We start from the raw sequence: 22462 nt of genomic DNA on the forward strand, positions 1-22462 counted from the left end.
TGCACGGCATCATCAGCCGCGGTCGCGCTGCGGCAGAACCCCTCGACCGGCGGCCTCTTGGTTCACTCGGAGGGGTTCCGAAGTTGTCCACAGAGGTGGACTTCTCCACAGAAGGACAGGGCTCACTGGTTCACGCCCCCGAGGGCATGGGAGGCTCTGTTCATTGCGAGCCTGTAGTCGAGGAGAGTGAATCCTTGCGGTCCGACGCCAACATCGCGGGACCGATGACCGATCCGGTCCCCGGTCCCCGTACCGAATCGAGGGGGGCGGATGTTTCACGTGAAACACCGCCTCCGATGGACGACACTCCCATCGGCCGTGCGGCCCAAGTGGCGGTCGACGCCCTGGGTCGTGCCGCGGAAGGCATGCCGAGGCCGGAGCAGACCAGAGTCATCGTGGTCGCCAACCAGAAGGGCGGCGTCGGCAAGACCACGACGACCGTCAATCTGGCCGCCTCCCTCGCGCTGCACGGCGGCCGGGTCCTGGTGATCGACCTCGACCCGCAGGGGAACGCCTCCACGGCACTGGGGATCGACCATCACGCGGAAGTCCCCTCCATCTACGACGTCCTGGTGGACAGTCGGCCCCTGGCCGAGGTCGTCCAGCCCGTTCCCGATGTCGAGGGCCTCTTCTGCGCTCCCGCCACGATCGACCTCGCCGGCGCGGAGATCGAGCTGGTCTCCCTGGTGGCCCGCGAGAGCCGGTTGGAGCGCGCCATCCAGGCGTACGAGCAGCCGTTGGACTACATCCTCATCGACTGTCCGCCGTCGCTGGGCCTGTTGACGGTCAACGCACTCGTGGCCGGCCAGGAAGTCCTCATCCCGATCCAGTGCGAGTACTACGCGCTGGAGGGCCTGGGGCAACTCCTGCGCAACGTCGACCTGGTGCGGGGCCACCTCAACCAGTCCCTGCATGTGTCGACGATCCTGCTCACCATGTACGACGGCCGGACCCGCCTCGCCTCCCAGGTCGCGGAAGAGGTGCGCACCCACTTCGGCGACGAGGTGCTGCGGACGAGCATTCCCCGCTCGGTCCGTATCTCCGAGGCGCCGAGCTACGGCCAGACGGTGCTGACCTACGATCCAGGATCGAGCGGTGCGCTCTCCTACCTCGAGGCCGCCCGAGAGATCGCGCTGAGGGGCGTGGGGGTCAGCTATGACCCGACCCAGGCCCACCTCGGCACCCAGAACGACCCGAACATGGTGGAGGGGATGCAGTGAGTGATCGACGAAGGGGGCTGGGCCGAGGACTTGGCGCACTGATCCCCGCAGCACCGACCGAGAAGATCCCGGCTTCGGCCGTGCTGGGCGGCGGTTCGTCCACCGCCTCGGCATCGGGTCCGGCTCTGTCGTCCGACCGCAGGCCCACCGGCATCGGCCGGGGCGGCGCCCTGCCGTCGGCGGCTCAGGAGCCGGAGGAGGCCCCGGCGAGCCCGGCCGACGAGCGGCCCGCGCCGCCCGCCGGTGCCTACTTCGCCGAGCTGCCGCTCGAGTCCATCACGCCGAACCCGCGCCAGCCGCGCGAGGTCTTCGACGAGGACGCGCTGAACGAACTGGTCATCTCCATCAAGGAGGTCGGCCTGCTCCAGCCCGTCGTCGTACGGGAACTGGGCGACGACCGCTATGAGCTGATCATGGGTGAGCGCCGTCTGCGCGCCAGCCGTGAGGCGGAGTTGGAGTCCATCCCGGCGATCGTCCGTGCCACGGACGACGAGAAGCTGCTGCTGGACGCCCTGCTGGAGAACCTGCACCGCGCGCAGTTGAACCCGCTGGAAGAGGCGCACGCCTACGACCAGTTGCTCAAGGACTTCAACTGCACGCACGACCAGTTGGCCGACCGGATCGGGCGTTCCCGGCCGCAGATCTCCAACACCCTGCGGCTGCTGAAGCTATCGGCCACCGTGCAGAAGAGGGTCGCCGCAGGCGTGCTATCGGCCGGTCACGCGCGGGCGCTGCTGTCCGTGGAGGACTCCGAGGAGCAGGACCGGCTGGCGCACCGCATCGTGGCCGAGGGGCTGTCGGTGCGGGCCGTCGAGGAGATCGTGACCCTGATGGGCTCGCGCCCCCAGCGGGCCCAGCGTGCCAAGGGCCCCCGGGCCGGCGCCCTGGTCTCCCCGGCGCTGAGCGATCTGGCGACGCGGCTCTCCGACCGGTTCGAGACGCGGGTGAAGGTCGACCTCGGTCAGAAGAAGGGCAAGATCACCGTCGAGTTCGCCTCGGTGGACGATCTGGAGCGCATCCTCGGCACGCTGGCGCCGGGTGAGGGGCCGATCCTGCCGAAGGGGCTCCAAGAGGACGACTCCGAGGAGTAGCCCTCCGTCAGGGCGTCCTGAGCAGGGCCGCATGGGCGGGCCGTGTCCGGTGTGTACCGGAACACGGCCCGCTCTTTGCTTTGCGCCGGTATCTAGGCAATCGCATCGTGGATACGATGCGAGCGGATGTGACCCGGCGAAGGAAGCGAGGAACCTCTTTCATGGGGCGTCGGCTCGTACCGCTCACGCTGGACAACCTTAAGGACCTCCCCCAGCGGTGTCGCTCCTGCGTGTTCTGGGAACTGGACCCGGTCAGCGCCGAAGCCGCCGTACGCGAGGGCACCGCGGAGGTGGAGAAGGAGTCCTGGATCTCCGCCGTCCTGCTGGACTGGGGCTCCTGCGGCCGGGTCGCCTATGTCGACGACGTGCCGGTCGGCTTCGTGCTCTACGCTCCGGCGGCCTATGTCCCGCGTGCGACGGCGTTCCCCACGAGCCCGGTCTCGCCGGACGCCGTTCAGCTCATCACGTCGTTCATCATGCCCGGCTACCAGGGGCAGGGGCTGGGCCGGATGCTGGTGCAGGCGGTCGCCAAGGATCTGCTGCGCCGGAACTTCAAGGCCATCGAGGCGTTCGGCGACACCCGTTGGAAAGAGCCCGCCTGCCTGTTGCCGGCAGACCATCTCCTCGCCGTCGGCTTCAAGACGGTGCGCCAGCACTCCCGGCACCCCCGGCTCCGTCTGGAACTGCGCTCCACGCTGTCCTGGAAGGAAGACGTCGAGATGGCCCTCGACCGGCTGCTGGGCGCGGTGCACAAGGAGCCCGCGCTGCGGCCGCTGTGAGGGTCCGCGCGGACTCCGGACCAGGGACATGACGAAGGGGCCGGCCCCAGTGGGCCGGCCCCTTCGTGAGCCTTGTTTCACGTGAAACGTCAGCCGGTGATGAAGTCGTCCAGGTCGCGGACGAGCGCCGCCTTGGGCTTGGCGCCGACGATCGTCTTGACGACCTCGCCGCCCTGGTACACGTTCAGCGTCGGGATGGACATGACGCCGTACTTGGCGGCCGTGGCCGGGTTCTCGTCGATGTTGAGCTTGACGATCTGGATCTTGTCGCCGTGCTCGGCGGCGATGGCCTCCAGGGACGGAGCGATCTGGCGGCACGGGCCGCACCACTCGGCCCAGAAGTCCACCAGGACGGGCTTGTCGCTCTTGAGGACGTCCTCGTCGAAGGAGTCGTCAGTCGTTTTCTTCACGGTGCCGGCCACAGCGGGCTCCTCACTTGATCATTCGGTGGGGGAAGGGGGTAAGTCAGACGGCGGTCTTCTCGGGCTCGGCGTGGCCGCCCTCGTCCAGCAGGGACGCGAGGTAGCGCTCGGCGTCCAGGGCCGAGGCACAGCCGGTGCCGGCCGCGGTGATCGCCTGGCGGTAGGTGTGGTCGACCACGTCACCCGCGGCGAAGACGCCGGACAGGTTGGTCCGGGTGGAGGGCGCCTCGACCTTGAGGTAGCCCTCCGCGTCCAGGTCGAGCTGGCCCTTGAACAGCTCGGTGCGCGGGTCGTGGCCGATGGCGATGAACAGACCCGTCACGGGCAGGTCGGACAGCTCGCCGGTCTTGAGGTTGCGCAGCTTCAGCCCGGTGAGCTTCTGCTCGCCCAGGATCTCGACGACCTCGCTGTCCCAGGCGAACTTGATCTTCGGGTCGTTGAAGGCACGCTCCTGCATCGCCTTGGAGGCGCGCAGGGTGTCCCGGCGGTGGATGATCGTCACGGACTTGGCGAACCGGGAGAGGAAGGTCGCCTCCTCCATCGCGGTGTCGCCGCCGCCGATCACGGCGATGTCCTGGTCCCGGAAGAAGAAGCCGTCACAGGTGGCGCACCACGAGACGCCACGGCCGGACAGCGCGTCCTCGTTGGGCAGCGCGAGCTTGCGGTGCTGGGAGCCGGTGGCGACGATGACGGCCTTCGCCCGGTGGACCGTGCCCGCGGTGTCGGTGACGGTCTTCACGTCGCCGGTGAGGTCGACGGCGACGATGTCGTCCGGCAGCAGCTCGGCGCCGAAGCGCTCGGCCTGCGCCCGCATGTTGTCCATCAGCTCGGGACCCATGATGCCGTTGGGGAAGCCCGGAAAGTTCTCCACCTCGGTGGTGTTCATCAGCGCGCCACCGGCGGTGACGGCACCCTCGAACACCAGGGGCTTCAGGGACGCACGCGCGGTGTACAGCGCCGCCGTGTAGCCCGCGGGCCCGGAGCCGATGATGATCACATTACGGACGTCGCTCACGGCTTGGTTCCTCGTCTCTGGTCTGTGTCGGCCGACCGGTGGGAGCCCCTGCCGGGACTCTCACACCACCCAACCGATCCTAAGGGGCGCACATTCCCCTGATGTCCGGCCACGCGACGGCTCACACGGTACGTGCGCGGAGAGGCGGGCGGAGACGACGCCCGCGCCGTTTCAAGAACGGACGAGCGTCTGCTTCAGGAGCACCCTGCCGGCGTCCGCCGTCCGCTTGGACGTACAGGAGGCGTCGACCACATAGGCGGTGACCCGCTTGCTGTCGGCCTTGTCGGGCACTACGACGAGGTAGGCGCTCTTGTCGGCGTAGGTGCCGCTCTTCGCCCCCAGAACCGTTTCACCGGAATGCAGCGCTCGCCGGACGCAGTCGGGCACCGGAACCTCGGTCTGGATCAGTGTGTTCGCGCTCTGCGTAGGCCCCGAGGGCGCCAGGTCCGTCTCCGTGTCCTGCTGTGGGCGCTGGCTGCCTCGCTGCAGCCCCTCCCTGGCAGTGAGCAGGTCCGACACCTGGCTCTTCACACTCGCCCCGGAGAAGGTGCCGACGGCGGACGCGGCCGTGCTCTGCGCCGCCTTGTCGGACGCGTTGGTCCCGAGGGACTGCATGAGCAGAGAGCCGGCCCCGAGGACGGCGGCGGTGAGCACGGCGCCCAGCGCGGCTGTCCGGCGACGGCTTCGGGAGCGCTCCTTCCGGCCGGGGCCGGTGGTGGCGCGGGAGAGCCTGGCGGGACGGTCCGGTGGGGTCGGTGTTTCACGTGAAACATGACGGCCGGGGCTTTCGGGGTCCGCCTGCTCGGTCCGCCCCGCTGCCTCGGCAGCGAGGGCGGCGTCGATCCGGTCTGCGATGTCCGAGGGCATCGGGGGGACCTCCGGGACGCCGCCCAGCAAGCCCTGGATCTCCGCCAGCGCCGCATGGACCTCCGCGCACGCCTCACAGCCCTCCAGATGGCGCCGCAGCTCCGCGCTACGGGACGGCGGGAGGAGGCCCTCGGCCAGGTCGGAGATCTCGGCGACGTCCGGGTGCCCGGTCGTGTCCGTCGAGGACGTCATGCTCGCCCACCTCCGCCCTTCACGACGGCTGAACCATTCGGCCCGGAGTCTTCGGTTCCCTCGCCCGCAGATCCTGTCGGAGGTGGGACGGATGCCCCGTGCACCCGGTTCCGTCCCGCCACGGGTTCTTTTCCCCCGTCGCCGGCGGCGCCCGGCCGCAGGTGGGTCAGCAGGGGGAGGAGCCTGGCCCGGCCCCGTGCGCAACGGCTCTTCACCGTCCCGGTGGGCACGTCCAGGACCCGGGCGGCCTCGGCTACGGGATAGCCCTGCATGTCCACCAGGACCAGCGCCGCCCGCTGTTCGGCGGGAAGGGTGCCGAGGGCCTCCAGGAGCTGGCGGTGGAGGTCGTTGCGCTCGGCCGGGGCGGAGGCCGACTCGTGCGGCTCCAGGAGCTGTTCCAGGCGCTCGGGGTCGTCGACGGGGGCGGTCTTCCGTGAGGCGGCCTTGCGGATGCGGTCCAGGCAGGCGTTCACCGTGATCCGGTGCAGCCAGGTCGTGACGGCTGACTGCCCCCGGAAGGTGTGCGCGGCCCGGTATGCCGACACCAGCGCGTCCTGCACCGCGTCGGCGGCCTCCTCCCGGTCCCCCAGCGTCCGCAGCGCGACCGCCCACAGCCGGTCCCGGTGCCTCCGCACGATCTCACCGAAGGCATCGGGGTCACCCTGCACATGACGGGCGAGCAGATCCTCGTCCCGCACCTCGCCGTACCGCGTACCGCCTGCCATCGTCCCCCTCCGGTGTGGATGAGACGTCAGCCGGTGATCTTGACGTCAGTGACCCTGCCCCGCCAGTGGCCTTGACCGTCCGGCGGCAGGTGGGTCAGCCACACCAAGAGGTACCGGGTCTGGAGGGGCTTGCCGGGCTTGAGATCCACCGTCGTGCCCGAGCCGGAGGCCACCTTCTCGTAGGCGGACAGGCTCGTCGGCTCCGACGCGGCGTCCGAGCCCGCGGCGCGCAGCTCGACCGACGTCTGCCCGAGGAAGCCGACCGTCACCTTGCTGACGGACTGAACCTTCTTCAGATCCAGGATGACGCCGACGCCGGACTTCAGGCGGCCGAAGTCGGAGCTCAGGTAGTAGTCCGTCTGCCAGTAGGAGGTCGGGTCGCCGTCGTAGACGCTTCCGACGGTGGCCGGCTTCTCGGAGTTGTCACCGAGCGGGTCGAAGTCCCGTGCGCCTCCGATGGTGACCGGCTTGCTGATCACCTGCTGCCGGCCCTTGTCACCCTCGTCCTGCGTCTGCGTGGTGTTGGTGTCGTCGGAGTTCTTGCCGCGGTCCATCAGGGCGTCCGCGAGCTGCCAGCTTCCGAGGCCGAGCGCTGCGATGAGGAGGGCGGAGACCGCCCACTTCAACGCCTTGCCGGTGCGGCTCTGGAGCGGGGCCGGCGGGGGTACGACGGACTGGGTGATGCCCGAGTGCGCCGAGGGACGGCCGTAGGTGCCCTGCTGGTAGGTCGTGCGCTGGTACTCCGGCGGGCCGCTGAACGCGGGCTCCGGCGGCCGCACGCGCGGCATCTCGCCGATCGCCTTGACCAGCTCCTCCGGCGTGGTGCACGCGGCCTCGTGCCGAGAGGCGGTGGCACCGTCGTTGACGAGCGCGCGCATCGCCAGTTCCGACAGCCCCCGGTGGATTCCGGCGCGCACCTGGTCCGGCGCGATGAGGCCGATGTCCTTGGGCAGGCCGGCCAGGCCGTACGCGTCGCTCTCGTAGGGCCAGCGCTGCGTCAGCGCCGCGTACAGCAGGGCGCCGATCGCCTCGGTGTCGGTGCGCTGTGGGGTGTCGGAGCCGACGCCGCGCAGCGCGGCGTTCACGGCGAGGCCGCGGATGCGCCACTGTCCGGAGGACGTGCGCAGCACCGCGTTCGGGTTGAGCCGCAGATGGGAGAGGCCCTCACGGTGGGCGGCGGCCATGGCGGCCGCGACCTGACTGACCATCTGGTAGGCGTCGTGCGGCTCCAGCGGGCCGGCCGCGAGCAGAGCGGTCAGCTCGGTGGCGTCGGGCAGCCACTCGTGGACCACGTAGACGAGGTCGTTCTCCTCGACCGCGTCGAGGACCTGGACGAAGCGCGGGTCACCGAGCAACGCCGCCGAACGGGCCGCGGCCAGCACGGCACGGGCGCGTACGTGGTCGGCGGGCAGGATGTGCACTCCGACGGCCCGGCGCAGTTTCTCGTCGACCGCACGCCAACTGCTGAATCCGTCCAGACGGGTGACGCACTCCTCCAGGCGGTAGCGCCTGGCCAGTTTGTGACCGCTGTGCAACTCGGTGGTCGAGGACGCCCTGCCGGAGTCCTCGGCGCCGCCTCTCCCCTGCGTCTGGTCGATGTCCGTGTCCCGCTCCGGGTTCTTGGCCACCCCGTCGGCCGTGGCCTGATCCGCCTTGGCGGTCAGCGGCTCGTCACCGCTGTTGTCTGCCACGTCGACGGCAGCCGTGCTGCGTTCCGCCACCGTCGTCCCTGCCTCCCCATCCGTTGCACGCTGTCCGACGCCGAAACCAATTGTGCCCACAGTCCGCCGCTATGCACGACACGCAGAGGGGGACGATGGTTGTGCGACTACCCCCGCCTCAGCGCCCCAGACGCCCGCGCACCATGCCGACGAGCGAGTTGAGCTCGTCGATCCGCATGCGGCGCGCGGCCACGAAGAAGACTCCGAGCAGTACCGCCCCACCTGCCACAAGGGCCACCAGAGAGCCGAAGACGCCCTGTCCGAGGGAGTGCCCGATGCCGTAGCAGGCCGCGCCGCTGAGCAGCGCCGCCGGGACCGAGGCGATCGCCAGGCGGGCGTACGTCCGCAGCACCCGGGAGCCGTCCAGGTCGCCGCCCAGCCGCTTGCGCAGCCGGCGCCAGGCGACACCGACGCCGATGGCGTAGGAGAGGCCGTACACGGCCGCCATGCCCGCCACCGCCCAGCGGGACGGCAGCAGGAAGTAGCAGAGCGCGGAGGCGCCCGCGTTGACCGCCGCCACGATGACCGTGTTGTAGAAGGGGGTCCGGGTGTCCTCGTACGCGTAGAAGGCGCGCAGGACGACGTACTGCACCGAGTACGGGATCAGGCCGAGACCGAAGGCCATCAGCATGAAGCCCATGTTGGTGGCCGAGCCGGTGCCGGAGGAGCCGAAGATCAGCGTGCACATGGGGATGCCGAGCGAGACGAAGCCGAAGGCGATGGGCACGATGGCCACCGCCGTGGTGCGCAGGCCCTGCGAGATGTCGTCGCGGACGGCGCCGCCGTCGCCCTCGGCGGCCGAGCGCGACAGACGCGGCAGCAGCGCGGCCATGAGGGACACGGTGATGATGGCCTGCGGCAGTCCCCAGATGAGCTGGGCGTTGGCGTAGGCGGCGAAGCCGGTGCCGTCGATCCTGGAGGCCTTGCCGGCGGCGGTGGAGAGCTGGGTGACGACCATGGCGCCCGCCTGGTTGGCGAGCACGAACAGCACGGTCCACTTGGCGAGCATCGCGGCCTTGCCAAGGCCGTGGCCCCGCCAGTCGAACCGGGGCCGGATACGGAAGCCGGTCTCGCGCAGGTACGGGATCATCGCCAGGGCCTGCACGGCGAGACCGAGCAGGATGCCGATGCCGAGGAGGCGCTGGCCCTCCGACGGGATGTTGTGGACGGTCATGTGGGAGTCGGCCGCGGAGCCGTAGACCCACAGGAACATGCCGAGCGTGACGATGATGACGATGTTGTTCAGGACCGGGGTCCACATCATCGCGCCGAACTTGCCGCGCGCGTTGAGGACCTGACCCATCACCACGTGGATGCCCATGAAGAAGATCGAGGGCAGGAAGTAGCGGGTGAAGGTGACCGCCACCTGGTTGGCCGCCGGCTCGGAGGCGATCGGGTCCGACAGCACCCGCACCAGGTATGGCGCGCCGAGCATGGTCAGTGCGGTCAGCGCGGCGAGCGCGACCATGACGAGGGTCAGCAGCCGGTTGGCGAAGGCTTCGCCGCCGTCCTCGTCCTCCTTCATCGACCGGACGAGCTGGGGCACGAAGACCGAGTTGAGGCCGCCGCCGACGGTCAGGATGTAGATCATCGTGGGCAACTGGTAGGCGATCTGGAAGGAGTCGCCGAGGATGCCGGTGCCCAGCGCTGCGACGATCATCGCGGAGCGGACGAAGCCGGTGAGGCGCGACACCATCGTGCCCGCGGCCATGACGGCGCTGGAGCCGAGCAGTCCGGAGGCGCGCCCCTTCGTTGGGGCCGGAGCCGGCGGGGCCGGGGTCTCCACGGGACCGGAGGGGCCGGCCGGGGCGGGTACGGGTGGCTGCATGGGGTTCCCGGAGGCTGCCTGGTACGGGTTTCCGCCGCCGTGGTGCGCGGGGCTCTGGATGTGGGGCGGCGGGTACGAGGCACCGGCGCCCTGGCCCGTGCGGGCGGAGCCGGTGGCCCCGCTGTGCTGCTGGTCCCGCAGGAGGTGCGCGAAGGCGTCCGGCTCGTGGTACTCCTCGCCGGAGTGCGAGACCAGGTCGTCCACGCCCACGAACTGGGTCGTGCGCGGGTGGTCGCCGTACGGCAGATGCTGGGTGGCGTCGCCCTCCGGCTCGGGCGCCGGGGTCTGGGCCCACACACGCGGGTCGGGGGAGTAGGAGGACTGCGACGGCGGGGCGTAGAGCGGCCGGCGCGGCTCGTAGCTGCCCGGTGGGGGCGGCGGGTGCGCGGCGCGGTCGTAGAGCGCCTCGGCGACCGGGTCCTGGGCGGAGAGGTCCCGCGCCCGGTAGGGGTCCTGGTCGTAGGCGTCCTGGAGGTACATGTCCGCCGCGGGCTGCGACGGCTCCTGGCCGGGCTCGGGCGGGGTCTCGGGACCGTGGCCCGAGTCGGCGGCGTCCTGGCCGCGGTCACCGTCGTACGGCGCGTTCATGGTTACCCCACCTCATCGTCCCTGGCCACACGGGCCGCGGCGTCGCTCAACGGTCCACTCTCTCACCCGTGCCGGACGGGTCGGCGCTTTCCGGTGCGGTGTCCGGTGCAGGGTCACCCGGCTGGTCCGGCCCGGCTGCCCCCGCGGGGGAACCGGACTCCTCGGGAAGACGGTCCCTGGCGTCGTCCGGGTTCCCGGAGTCGTCGCCGGAGTCCGTCTCCGCCTCGTCCGGGCCCTCGTCCTCGGCCTGGCGGGCGGCCGCGCGCTTGCGCTGGGTGTACATCCGGAAGCCCGCGAGGACAAGCAGCAGCACCCCGCCGCCGATCACCAGCATGACGGTGGGCGTGACCTCGGTGACCTTCACGTCGAAGCTGACGGGGTCGCCGTACTCCTGGCCGTCCTCGGTGTAGAGCTGGGCGAGGACCGTGGCCCGGCCGTTGGCGTTGGCCGAGGTGGTGAACTTCACCGACTGGCTGTGGCCGCCGGAGACCTCGACGGGCTGCTCGTCGTACGCCTTGCCGCTGATCTTCAGCCGGGTCGGCTGGGTCGAGCTGAGCCGCAGGTAGAGATGGCCGACGGGCTGGACCAGGTTGTTCTGCACGGTCACCGGGATGGTGGCACTGCGCCCGGAGAGCTTGGTCTCCGACTTGTCGATCAGCTTGACCTGGCCGCCGAGGTTGTCGAGGTAGCTCAGAACATCCGCGCGGAAGCCGTCCGCCTTGGCGGCCTGACCCCGCCACGACGTGGACATCCCGCGGTTTATGGCCCGGCCGAACGGCGTGACCACACGGGACTGGTCGGTGAGGATCACCTGGAAGTTGTCGAGTTTGTCCTGCGTGTCCGCGATCTGCTCGAAGGCGCTCCTCGGCAGTTCCTGCTTGCGCAGCGACGAGGGGTAGGCCGACGTGGAGGGGATGCGTGTGGTGGCGTCCGGGTCGGGCTTGGCCTTGGCGGCGGCGGTGAGGGTCGCGGGCTGCGACCAGTTGCCGTCCTGGAGCGCCTTCACGGCCGTGGCCATCGCCTGCGCCTGGCTGGCGGTCGGTGTGCGCTGGGGGGCGACCACGATGCTGCGCTGCTCGTCCTTCTGCACATTCGCCTCGAGGCTCTGTGCGAGGAACTGCTGCACCGCGAGCGTGGAGGTGTCCGCCTTGGTGAGGTCGCCCTCGAAGGCCGTGGACATCCGCGCGTCCGCGACCACCGCCGTGGTGCCGCCGCCGATGGGGCGGGCGGCGGACGGCGTGTAGGACAGCCCGGCGGACTCGCGGAGGCTGTCGCTGCGGGCGATCACCCGGTCGGCGCCGGCGGAGGTGGCCACCTTGATGATCGAGGGGTCGACGGCACCTTCCACCGGCCACGCGAAGTCGGTGGTCGGCGTGACGTGGAGCACGGTCTTCACCGTGAGGGCGGCGACGTCGGTGGCGTCCTTGAGATGGCTGAGCGAGCCGGTGACGCTGGTGCCGGTGTGGGCGAGCGAGGCGAGGTCCGGGTCGGCGAAGGGCAGCGCGACGACCTCCTTGCCCGCCACGGCCTTCTGGAGACCGGCCAGCCACTGCTTGGCGACGTCCTGGTTCTCGCGCGAGCCGGCCTTGCTGGTGCCGTCGGGCTGCTGGACCCGGTAACCGTTCGCCATGGCGTCCACCGCGGCCAGCAGGTCCGGGTCGATCACCCAGGTGACGTCGAGATCGCGGCCCAGGTCCATCATCTGCGCCAGGCGGCCGCCGGGGGCGATCTCCTTGGCCAGCTCGTCGTCCTGGAAGACGGGGGTCTGTCGCTCTCCGGCGCCCGTGCGGGCCGTCATGTGGACGGAGGAGAGCAGCGGCCACATGACCGTCGTCCGGCTCTTGGTGTCGGCCTCGGACGACTGCCAGGGCAGGAAGGTCCGCTCGATGCCGAGCATCTGGTCCCAGGGCCGCGCCGATGTCTTGCCGGACACGGAGACCCCGAACGAGTAGACGCCGTCCTTGCCGAGGTCCAGCTCGTCCACCGGGACGGAGATGCTGAAGTGTTCGGCGACGCCCGGGACCAGCTTGCTGAACTTCTCCGTGTACTTGCCGCCGACCTCGTTTCCGGTGCCGCCGCGGAGATCGTTCGGGTGCTGGGCGATGCCGTCGACCGCGGAGCGGGTGTTCAGCAGAGGTCCCACCCGCAGCCCGACGTGGGCGCCGGTCACGGTCTGCCTGCCGTTGTTGATCACCGTGCCGGACACGGTCAAGGTGTCGTCCTCGGTGGGCGCGCTGGGCGTCATTGAGTCCAACGCCACGGACACCGAGTCCGCCGGCGCCGCTTGCGCGGGTTCGGCCGCGGTCAACTGGAGCAGCCCGGCCAGCAGCGGTGCGCCCGCCAGCAGCGCTCCGGCGCGCCGCAGTCGGCGGCGGGCAGGAGAGGCACTGGGCCCCTGGATTTCAGCCGCGTCGGCCACGCGCTAGCCCGTCCCTCGTCGTCGTCATCAGTGGTCGTCGGAATGTGCGTCCCCGCATGGTAACGATGACCGCAGAGGTGAAGTGCCACGGACCGTTCCCCAAGATCGCCACGAACCGGCCGCCTGTCCTCTATATCCATTAAGGAGCGGAGAGCCGGTGTCCGCCCCTAGGGGAGCCCTTGTGGGGGTATGGCCGAGAGCCTCCGCGCGGGTCAAACGGGTGCGGTCCCGGGCGGCCGGGCCACGTACCCTCTTCTGTTGTGCCGAACCCCAACGATGACAATCCCGCTGCCCTCAGCCAGGTGCAGCAGCGCGCGGTGAGCGAGCTGCTGCGGGTGGCTCCCGTCGCCGACGACCTTGCCCGCCGTTTCCAGGAGGCCGGCTTCTCGCTCGCCCTGGTCGGCGGCTCGGTCCGTGACGCGCTGCTGGGCCGGCTCGGGAACGACCTGGACTTCACGACCGACGCGCGTCCCGAGGACGTGCTGAGGATCGTCCGGCCCTGGGCGGACGCCGTCTGGGAGGTCGGGATCGCCTTCGGCACGGTGGGCGCCCAGAAGGACGGCTACCAGATCGAGGTCACCACCTACCGCTCCGAGGCGTACGACCGCACCTCCCGCAAGCCCGAGGTGTCGTACGGCGACTCCATCGAGGAGGACCTGGTCCGGCGGGACTTCACGGTCAACGCGATGGCCGTGGCCCTGCCGGAGAAGGAGTTCATCGACCCGCACGGTGGCTTGGAGGACCTCGCGGCGCGGGTGCTGCGTACGCCCGGCACGCCGGAGGAGTCCTTCTCCGACGACCCGCTGCGGATGATGCGGGCCGCCCGGTTCGCCGCCCAGCTCGACTTCGAGGTGGACCCGGCGGTCGTCACCGCGATGACGGAGATGTCCGCGCGGATCGAGATCGTGTCGGCCGAGCGGGTCCGGGACGAGCTGAACAAGCTGCTGCTCTCCGCGCACCCCCGCAAGGGCCTCACCCTGCTGGTCGACACCGGGCTCGCCGACCATGTGCTGCCCGAGCTGCCGGCGCTCCGGCTGGAGCGTGACGAGCACCACCGCCACAAGGACGTCTACGACCACTCGCTCATCGTGCTGGAGCAGGCGATCGACCTGGAGGAGAACGGCCCGGACCTCACCCTCCGCCTCGCCGCGCTGCTGCACGACATCGGCAAGCCCCGGACGCGGCGCTTCGAGCAGGACGGCCGGGTCTCCTTCCACCACCACGAGGTGGTCGGCGCCAAGATGACCAAGAAGCGCATGACGGCCCTGAAGTACTCCAATGACCTGGTGAAGGACGTCTCCCGCCTGGTCGAGCTGCACCTGCGCTTCCACGGCTACGGCACCGGCGAGTGGACGGACTCCGCGGTCCGGCGCTACGTCCGCGACGCGGGCCCGCTGCTGGAGCGGCTGCACAAGCTGACCCGCTCCGACTGCACCACCCGGAACAAGCGCAAGGCGGCCACGCTGTCCCGCGCCTACGACGGGCTGGAGGCGCGCATCGCCGAGCTTCAGGAGAAGGAGGAGCTGGACTCCATCCGCCCCGACCTCGACGGCAACGAGATCATGACGATCCTCGGCGTCGGGCCGGGGCCGGTCATCGGCCAGGCGTACAAGCACATGCTGGAGCTGCGCCTGGAGAACGGCCCGATGGAGCACGACGCGGCGGTCGCGGCCCTCAAGGAGTGGTGGGCGCAGCAGAGCTGAGCGCTTCCGGGATCGTGTTTCACGTGAAACATGACTCAGCGGTGGGGCGGTGTTTCACGTGAAACACCGCCCTTCTCGTTGTTTCGGCGCCACTCGAAGCGAGCCATGGTCACGGTGACGGCTGCGTAGAGCAGCGCCACGAGGATCACCAGCAGCGCCGACCGGCCGTCCGGCGGGAGCATCAGGGCGGCCACCCCGGCGGCGCCGACGAAGGCGACGTTGAAGAGGACGTCGTAGACGGAGAAGACCCGGCCCCGGTAGCCGTCCTCGACCGACGCCTGGACGATCGTGTCGGTGGCGATCTTGGCGCCCTGGGTGACCAGCCCCAGCAGGAAGGCCGCGATCAGCAGCGGAACTGTGGCGAACGGAAGTCCGAGCGCCGGGACCAGAAGAGCAGCGGCGCCCGAACAGACCGCGATCCACCGCCCGGCACCCAGCCGGCCCGCGCTCCAGGGCGTCACCACGGCGGCCGTGAAGAACCCGGCGCCGGACACCCCCAATACCAGCCCCAGCAGACGGAGCCCTTCCTCAGGGGTGCTGGAGAGGCCGTAGCGGCACAGCATGAGCAGCAGGACCAGCAGCGCGCCGTAGCAGAAGCGCATGCAGGTCATCGCCGTGAGCGCCCAGACGGCTTCCCTGCGCCGGGGCTCGGCCAGGTACCGCACGGCCGCAAGGAGACCGCGTGCCGTGTCGGCGAGGACGGTGCGCAGCCGGGGCAGCACCGGCGGCCGGTCGGGGCCGAGCAGGGAGGGGGCCATGGTCAGGGCGGCCAGGCCCGCGCAGAGATACAGCAGGGCGCCGAGCAGCACCACCGCCGCGTCCGAGTCCGCCGCGACGAACCGTACGCCGAAGGCCAGGGCGGCACCGAGGGTCGCTGCCAGCGTTCCGGCGGTCGGGCAGAGGGAATTGGCCAGCACCAGGCGCTCGGTGTCGACCACCCGGGGAAGTGCCGCCGAGAGCCCGGCGAGGACGAACCGGTTGACGGCCGTGACGCACAGAGCGGAGGCGTAGAACAGCCAGTCCGGCGCGTGCACGGCCATGAGTACGGCGGTGGCGGCCGCCAGCAGGGCGCGCAGCACATTGCCGTGGACGAAGACCTGACGTCGGCGCCAGCGGTCCAGCAGCACCCCCGCGAAGGGGCCGACCAGTGAGTAGGGCAGCAGCAGGACCGCCATCGCGGAGGCGATCGCCGGTGCCGAGGTCTGCTTCTCGGGGGAGAACACGACGTACGAGGCGAGGGCGATCTGATAAACGCCGTCCGAGCCCTGCGAGAGCAGGCGGACGTACAGCAGGCGCCGGAAGTCCCGCTCGCGCAGCAGCAGGCGCAGATCACGGACGACGGGCATGGGCACAGCCTCACACATGCGGAGGGTCCCCGAGGTCGACAGACCCCGGGGACCCTCACAGCCCTGGCAGGAGCGTTCTCGAGCGAGCGGCGCTTAGTGCTCGACGTCGCCGCGGATGAACTTCTCGACGTTCTCGCGGGCCTCGTCGTCGAAGTACTGAACCGGCGGGGACTTCATGAAGTACGAGGACGCCGACAGGATCGGGCCGCCGACACCCCGGTCCTTGGCGATCTTCGCGGCACGCAGGGCGTCGATGATGACACCGGCGGAGTTCGGGGAGTCCCAGACCTCCAGCTTGTACTCGAGGTTCAGCGGGACGTCGCCGAACGCACGGCCCTCCAGGCGGACGTAGGCCCACTTGCGGTCGTCCAGCCAGGCCACGTAGTCGGACGGGCCGATGTGGACGTTCTTCTCGCCGAGGTCCCGGTCGGGGATCTGGGAGGTGACGGCCTGCGTCTTGGAGATCTTCTTGGACTCCAGGCGCTCGCGCTCGAGCATGTTCTTGAAGTCCATGTTGCCGCCGACGTTGAGCTGCATCGTGCGGTCCAGGATCACACCGCGGTCCTCGAACAGCTTCGCCATGACGCGGTGCGTGATGGTGGCGCCCACCTGGGACTTGATGTCGTCACCGACGATCGGCACGCCGGCCTCGGTGAACTTGTCCGCCCACTCCTTGGTGCCGGCGATGAAGACCGGGAGGGCGTTGACGAAGGCGACCTTGGCGTCGATGGCGCACTGGGCGTAGTACTTCGCCGCGTCCTCGGAACCCACGGGCAGGTAGCAGACCAGGACGTCGACCTGCTTGTCCTTCAGGATCTGGACGATGTCGACCGGCTCGGCGTCCGACTCCTCGATGGTCTCGCGGTAGTACTTGCCGAGACCGTCGAGGGTGTGACCGCGCTGGACGGTGACACCGCTGGAGGGCACGTCGCAGATCTTGATGGTGTTGTTCTCGGAGGCGCCGATGGCGTCCGCGAGGTCGAGGCCGACCTTCTTGGCGTCCACGTCGAAGGCGGCGACGAACTCGATGTCCCGCACGTGGTAGTCACCGAACTGCACGTGCATCAGGCCGGGTACCTTGGCCGCCGCGTCGGCGTCCTTGTAGTACTCGACTCCCTGCACCAGCGACGCGGCGCAGTTGCCGACACCGACGATGGCTACGCGAACCGAACCCATTCCGGTTGCTCCCTGTGTGTACGAGTGAGGCCCCGACGGGCCGTCACGTGGCGGTGTCGCCGGGCGTATCCGTCCCCGGAAGATCCGTGGGACGGGGCAGGCCGCCCGTCGATCCAGATGTGGTGTCCTTTTGAGCGGACCCGCCGGATTCGGGACCCTTCAGGTCCCGCCCGGCCCGCTCACTCTCGATGAGCTCGTTCAGCCAGCGCACTTCGCGCTCCACGGACTCCATTCCGTGGCGCTGGAGTTCGAGCGTGTAGTCGTCGAGGCGCTCCCGGGTGCGTGCCAGGGAGGCGCGCATCTTCTCCAGGCGCTCCTCCAGCCGGCTGCGCCGGCCCTCCAGCACACGCATGCGCACATCGCGCGAGGTCTGCCCGAAGAAGGCGAACCGGGCGGCGAAGTGCTCGTCCTCGTATGCGTCGGGGCCGGTCTGCGACAGGAGTTCCTCGAAGTGCTCCTTACCTTCGGCCGTCAGCCGGTAGACGATCTTGGCGCGGCGTCCGGTGAGAGGGGCGGCCAGAGCGTCTTCATGGGTGTTGCCCGGTTCCTCGATCAACCAGCCGTTGGTGACCAGCGTCTTGAGGCAGGGGTAGAGCGTCCCGTAGCTGAACGCCCGGAACACACCCAGGGACGTGTTGAGTCGCTTGCGCAGCTCATAGCCGTGCATCGGCGACTCGCGCAGCAGCCCGAGCACGGCGAACTCAAGGATGCCGGAACGACGGCTCATGATCGCCTCCTCTCGGTACACAGCGCTCTTATCTCGCTCTGATGTATCGACTCGATACATCACGACGATAGAACGCCCCCCGGCATGCGACAAGAGGGTCGACGGTGAACGGGATCACATCACCGATTCGTACGAGGCAAGTTGCCTGTTTTGGGGTGAACTTCGGGGCTCGGAGGGTTTTGGTGGTGCGTAGTCTGTGCGGCATGCACAACACCGGGAACCAAGGGGCGCTTGGGGAGCGTCGTGATCCTCGGTGCAGTACGGGTGAATGCAGCAACGACCACATCCGTACTTCGGGGGGACCGGAAACCAGCCGCTGTTTCCAGGCGCGCACGGATGCGCCTGCCCGAGGAGTAATCGTTCGATGAGCGAGCACCGTCGCAAACCGCCGCAGCCGCAGGGAGGCGGACGTGCCGCGGCCCGACGCGGCCAGCCCGGCCCGCCCTCCGGCCGTCCCGCGGCACCGCGAGGCGCCAACGGGGCCTCCGACCACTCCTATGGGTCTCATTCCCAGGGACCGGACCCCTACGGCTCTGGGGGTGATGGGCGTGAGTACGGCAGCCGTGCCGAGGCGCGCCGAGCCGCCCAGAGGGGCGGCGGCCGCCGCCGGGGCGCGGACAACGCTCCCTCGGGCCGCGGCCGGGGCCGGGATCAGGGGCCGCCGGACAACCCCCGGTTCATCGACTATCCCCGCGTGGGCAAGTACGGCTGGCGGCGCTGGGTACCGTCCTGGCGGCTGGCCACGGGTCTGGGCATCGGGTTCGTGGGCAGCCTGGTCGTCATGGCCGGTGTGGGCTACGCGCTGGTCAACATCCCCAGCGAGAACGACGCCGCAAAGTCGCAGAACAACGTCTACTACTGGGGCGACGGAACCCAGATGGTGGCCACGGGCACCGGTGTGAACCGGCAGAACCTCACGATCGACAAGATCCCCAAGGCCATGCAGTACGCGGTGATCTCCGCGGAGAACAAGAGCTTCTACAAGGACTCCGGCGTGGACCCCATGGGTATCGCGCGGGCCCTGGCCAACATGGCGCGCGGCGGACAGACGCAGGGTGGCTCCACGATCACCCAGCAGTTCGTCAAGAACACCTACCTGAGCCAGGACCAGACCCTCACCCGTAAGTTCACGGAGATGTTCATCTCCCTGAAGGTGGGCACGAAGCTCACTAAAGACCAGATCATGCAGGGCTACCTGAACACCTCGTACTACGGGCGAGGTGCCTACGGCATCCAGGCCGCCGCGCAGACGTACTACGGCAAGGACGCCAAGGACCTGACGGCCAGCCAGTGCGCGGTCCTCGCCGCCCTGCTGAAGGGTCCGACCTACTACGACCCGGCCGGCAACGCAGATCTCGACAAGAACGCGACGACGGAGGCGAACACTGCTCGCTCCCAGGGGCGCTGGCGCTGGATTCTCGGTGAGATGCACAAGGACAAGCACCTCACCGACGCCGACTACCAGAAGGCGATCAGCAAGTACCCCCACCCACAGGGCCGCAAGGCGACCAGGGGTATGAACGGCCAGATCAGCTACATGGTCGACACGGCGAAGAAGTACGTCCTGAACCACTCCCACATCACGGAGGCCAAGTTCGACCAGGGCGGTTACCAGATCACCACGACCTTCCAGAAGAACAAGGTCGACGCCCTGACCGCGGCCGTGAAGAAGATCCAGAAGTCGCGGCTGAACCCCAAGACCAAGGAGAAGGACAAGTACGTCCAGTTCGGCGCGGCCTCGGTGGTGCCCAACGACGGCGCGATCGTCGCTCTCTACGGCGGCGACGGCTACGAGAACGGCCACTTCACGAACAACGCCGACACCTCCGGTGTCCCGGTGGGATCGACCTGGAAGCCGTATGTGCTGGCCGCGGCCATGCAGGACGGCACGTACAACTCCAACGGTGAGGGCATCTCCCCGCTGAGCAAGTACAACGGCAACGACCACCTGAAGGTCCGCCGACCCGATGGCTCGTACTACCTCAACAAGGACAACTCGTTCTTCTTCCAGGCGAACGAGAGTGACCACCCCTGGGGCTACATCACCCTGCGCAAGGCGATGGAGCAGTCGGTCAACACGCCGTTCGTCCAGCTCGGTGTCGATGTCGGCATGTCGAAGGTCCGGGACATGGCCCGTTCCACCGGCATCCTGGAGGGGAGCATGGCCAAGGACCTGAACCCGTCCTTCGCCATCGGTACCTCCACCCCCAGCGCGATCCGCATGGCGGACTCGTACGCGACGTTCGCCGCATCCGGCAAGCAGGCGGACCCGTATTCGGTCACCACGGTCAAGAAGGACGGCGTGGAACTGTCAGACTTCACCAAGCCGAAGCCCAAGCAGGTGATGGACTCCAGCATCGCCAACAATGTGACCGATGTCCTGGAGAACGTGATCCAGAACGGCACGGGGCAGAACGCCAAGGCTCTTGGCCGCACGGCCGCCGGCAAGACCGGCACCACCGACGAGAACAAGTCGGCCTGGTTCGTCGGCTACACCCGGCAGCTCTCCACCTCGGTGGCGATGTTCCGTGAGAACCCCAAGGATCACCGTCTGCTGTCCATGAACGGTACGGCGGGCACGGACTCCATCCACGGTGGTGACATCCCGACCTCGGTGTGGACCGAGTACATGATGGCCGCGCTGAAGGGCAAGAACGACCCCGGCTTCCCGGACGCGATCAAGATCGGCAAGATCCACAACGAGGTGGGCGCTCCCACGCCGACCCCGAAGCCGAGCATCACGGCCACCCCGACGCCGACCGAGTCACCGAGCCCGTCGCCGAGCGAGTCCACGCCATCGCCCTCGCCCACCGAAAGCGAGACCTGCCGGTTCTTCTGCAACGACAACGGCGGTGGCACCGGACCCGGTGGTGCCGACGGCGGAACCAGCCCCTCACCGACCGACTCGACCTCACCCGGAACTGGTGGTGTCAGGGGCAATGGCAACGCCGGTGCCAATGCGGGCGACGGCGGAGGATTGTTCGGAGGCCAAGACGGCCAGTAGGGCCATCTGCCCGACTGGCGTTCATTTCGACCGACACGGGTGTTTCACGTGAAACAAGGGCCGTCGCACCGACCAGGTGCGGCGGCCCTCGGCGTTTTCCCGAGCGAGTACGGCAGGATGTGCCCCATGCCCAGTGCAGAGACGACGCCCGCGCGCGTGCGTGAACCGGAGACGGTACGACCGACGCGGGAGGACGAGATCGCCGCGGCCGGCAGCGAGCTGATCGGCGGCCCCCTCGGGCGACGCGCCCTGACCGGGACGTCCTGGTGGACGCCGGTCCGGGTCGTCGTGCTCGTGGCGATCGGCATGTTCGCCCTCGGGCTCGTCCAGAAGGCGCCCTGCTACGACGGCGCCTGGTTCTTCGGGGCCAGCTCGCAGTACACACACGCCTGCTACTCGGACATCCCCCACCTGTATCAGGGGCGTGGCTTCGCCGACGGGCTCGTGCCGTACTTCGACAAGCTGCCCGGCGACATGGACTACCTCGAGTACCCGGTGCTGACCGGCGTGTTCATGGAGGTCGCCTCCTGGCTCACACCGGGCAGCGGCGGCATCCAGCGCCAGGAGCAGTGGTACTGGTTCGTCAACGCGGGGATGCTGATGGTCTGCGCGGCCGTCATCGCCGTCTGCGTCAGCCGGACCCACCGCCGCCGCCCCTGGGACGGCCTGCTGCTCGCACTGGCCCCGGCCTTCGCGCTGACCGCCACCATCAACTGGGACCTCCTGGCGGTGGCCCTGACGGCCGCGGCGATGCTGATGTGGTCCCGTGGCCGGGCCGTCGCCTTCGGCGTGCTCCTCGGCCTCGCCACGGCCGCCAAGCTCTATCCCCTCGTCCTGCTCGGCCCCCTGCTGGTGCTGTGCTGGCGGGCGGGCAAGTGGCGGGAGTTCTTCCAGGCCGTCGGCGGCGCGGCGGGCGCCTGGCTCGTGGTGAACGTGCCGGTGATGTTGTTCGCCTTCGAGGGCTGGTCGAAGTTCTACACGTTCAGCCACGACCGGGGCATCGACTTCGGCTCGTTCTGGCTGATCTGGTCCCAGAACTCCAGCAACCCGCCGAGCATCGACTTCGTGAACACCACCGCCAGCGCGCTGGTGGTGCTGTCGTTCCTCGGCATCGCGGCGCTGACGTTCACCGCCCCGCGCCGGCCGCGCTTCGCCCAACTGGCCTTCCTGATGGTGGCGGCCTTCATCCTCACCAACAAGGTCTACTCCCCCCAGTACGTGCTGTGGCTGGTGCCGCTGGCGGTCCTCGCCCGGCCCAAGTGGCGGGACTTCCTGATCTGGCAGGCCTGCGAGGTGGCGTACTTCCTCGGCATCTGGCTGTACCTGGCGTACACGACCAGCGGAGACGCCCACAAGGGCCTGCCCACCGAGGGCTACCACTGGGCGATCGCCCTGCACCTGCTCGGCACCCTGTACCTGTGCGCCGTCGTCGTGCGCGACATCCTCCGGCCGGAACGGGACGTGGTGCGCCGGGCCGGGGACGACGACCCCTCAGGGGGCGTACTCGACGGCGCGGCCGACCACTTCGTGCTGCGGGGGCTCCGGCACCCGGAGCACGAGTCGCACGAGGAGCCGTCCCGGACGGAGTGGGGCGGCCCGGAACCCCTGCCTTCCAAGGGTCGTTCGCTCTGAGCGAACA

The 22462-nt window shown here is 69.4% G+C and carries 16 protein-coding genes; 6 read left to right on the forward strand and 10 right to left on the reverse strand.

The window, feature by feature from the left end:
• Positions 1-146 precede the first annotated feature (146 nt).
• The 3 genes from OG448_RS15485 (at position 147) to OG448_RS15495 (ending at position 3090) form a co-directional block, all read left to right on the forward strand.
• On the forward strand, positions 147-1220 hold the full coding sequence (locus OG448_RS15485; protein WP_086691993.1) for a ParA family protein: 1074 nt from the start codon (positions 147-149) through the stop codon (positions 1218-1220).
• On the forward strand, positions 1217-2311 hold the full coding sequence (locus tag OG448_RS15490; protein WP_405554396.1) for a ParB/RepB/Spo0J family partition protein: 1095 nt from the start codon (positions 1217-1219) through the stop codon (positions 2309-2311). The genes OG448_RS15485 and OG448_RS15490 overlap by 4 nt, the downstream gene beginning before the upstream one ends.
• A gap of 161 nt (positions 2312-2472) precedes the next feature.
• Positions 2473-3090 (forward strand): GNAT family N-acetyltransferase, encoded by a 618-nt coding sequence (locus OG448_RS15495; RefSeq protein WP_366566723.1) that lies wholly within the window; start codon positions 2473-2475, stop codon positions 3088-3090.
• Positions 3091-3179: 89 nt separating this feature from the next.
• Here the strand turns inward: OG448_RS15495 and trxA are convergent, their stop codons facing one another.
• From trxA to OG448_RS15530, 7 genes are all read right to left on the reverse strand, one after another.
• Entirely contained in the window at positions 3180-3512 is a 333-nt protein-coding gene (trxA, locus tag OG448_RS15500) for a thioredoxin (protein ID WP_030806038.1), read from the reverse strand.
• Between the two features lie 43 nt (positions 3513-3555).
• Entirely contained in the window at positions 3556-4527 is a 972-nt protein-coding gene (trxB, locus tag OG448_RS15505; RefSeq protein WP_391297176.1) for a thioredoxin-disulfide reductase, read from the reverse strand.
• A 171-nt stretch (positions 4528-4698) separates the two neighbouring features.
• Complete coding sequence (locus OG448_RS15510) at positions 4699-5586, reverse strand: anti-sigma factor family protein (protein ID WP_405554399.1); 888 nt, start codon at positions 5584-5586, stop codon at positions 4699-4701.
• Positions 5583-6311 carry an RNA polymerase sigma factor SigM gene (gene sigM, locus OG448_RS15515; protein WP_405554401.1) on the reverse strand — a complete coding sequence of 243 codons (729 nt, stop codon included), beginning with the start codon at positions 6309-6311 and terminating at the stop codon, positions 5583-5585. The genes OG448_RS15510 and sigM overlap by 4 nt, the downstream gene beginning before the upstream one ends.
• A 26-nt stretch (positions 6312-6337) precedes the next feature.
• Positions 6338-8032, reverse strand: coding sequence for a protein kinase family protein (locus tag OG448_RS15520; RefSeq protein WP_405554403.1), 1695 nt, complete (start codon positions 8030-8032; stop codon positions 6338-6340).
• Between the two features lie 118 nt (positions 8033-8150).
• Positions 8151-10448, reverse strand: a complete 2298-nt coding sequence (murJ, locus tag OG448_RS15525) for a murein biosynthesis integral membrane protein MurJ (protein ID WP_405554405.1) — start codon at positions 10446-10448, stop codon at positions 8151-8153.
• Between the two features lie 46 nt (positions 10449-10494).
• Positions 10495-12867 (reverse strand): DUF6049 family protein, encoded by a 2373-nt coding sequence (locus tag OG448_RS15530; RefSeq protein ID WP_405554407.1) that lies wholly within the window; start codon positions 12865-12867, stop codon positions 10495-10497.
• Positions 12868-13127: 260 nt separating this feature from the next.
• Here OG448_RS15530 and OG448_RS15535 point away from each other — a divergent pair, with 260 nt between their 5' ends.
• On the forward strand, positions 13128-14570 hold the full coding sequence (locus OG448_RS15535) for a CCA tRNA nucleotidyltransferase (RefSeq protein ID WP_405554409.1): 1443 nt from the start codon (positions 13128-13130) through the stop codon (positions 14568-14570).
• Positions 14571-14605: 35 nt separating this feature from the next.
• On the opposite strand, the gene OG448_RS15540 is transcribed toward OG448_RS15535, so the two are convergent.
• The 3 genes from OG448_RS15540 to OG448_RS15550 all read right to left on the reverse strand — a co-directional run bounded on the left by OG448_RS15540 (position 14606) and on the right by OG448_RS15550 (position 17819).
• Positions 14606-15916 (reverse strand): MFS transporter, encoded by a 1311-nt coding sequence (locus OG448_RS15540; protein WP_405554410.1) that lies wholly within the window; start codon positions 15914-15916, stop codon positions 14606-14608.
• A gap of 93 nt (positions 15917-16009) precedes the next feature.
• On the reverse strand, positions 16010-17092 hold the full coding sequence (locus tag OG448_RS15545; protein ID WP_164190220.1) for an inositol-3-phosphate synthase: 1083 nt from the start codon (positions 17090-17092) through the stop codon (positions 16010-16012).
• Between the two features lie 43 nt (positions 17093-17135).
• Positions 17136-17819, reverse strand: coding sequence for a helix-turn-helix transcriptional regulator (locus OG448_RS15550; RefSeq protein WP_405554412.1), 684 nt, complete (start codon positions 17817-17819; stop codon positions 17136-17138).
• A gap of 364 nt (positions 17820-18183) precedes the next feature.
• On the opposite strand from OG448_RS15550, the gene OG448_RS15555 reads away from it, so the two are divergent.
• Both OG448_RS15555 and OG448_RS15560 read left to right on the forward strand, forming a co-directional pair.
• On the forward strand, positions 18184-20823 hold the full coding sequence (locus tag OG448_RS15555) for a transglycosylase domain-containing protein (RefSeq protein WP_405554413.1): 2640 nt from the start codon (positions 18184-18186) through the stop codon (positions 20821-20823).
• Positions 20824-20949: 126 nt separating this feature from the next.
• Positions 20950-22455 (forward strand): glycosyltransferase family 87 protein, encoded by a 1506-nt coding sequence (locus tag OG448_RS15560; RefSeq protein ID WP_405554414.1) that lies wholly within the window; start codon positions 20950-20952, stop codon positions 22453-22455.
• Positions 22456-22462 lie beyond the last annotated feature (7 nt).

The sequence above is a fragment of the Streptomyces sp. NBC_01171 genome (assembly GCF_045039805.1).
In the GTDB taxonomy this organism is placed as follows: domain Bacteria; phylum Actinomycetota; class Actinomycetes; order Streptomycetales; family Streptomycetaceae; genus Streptomyces.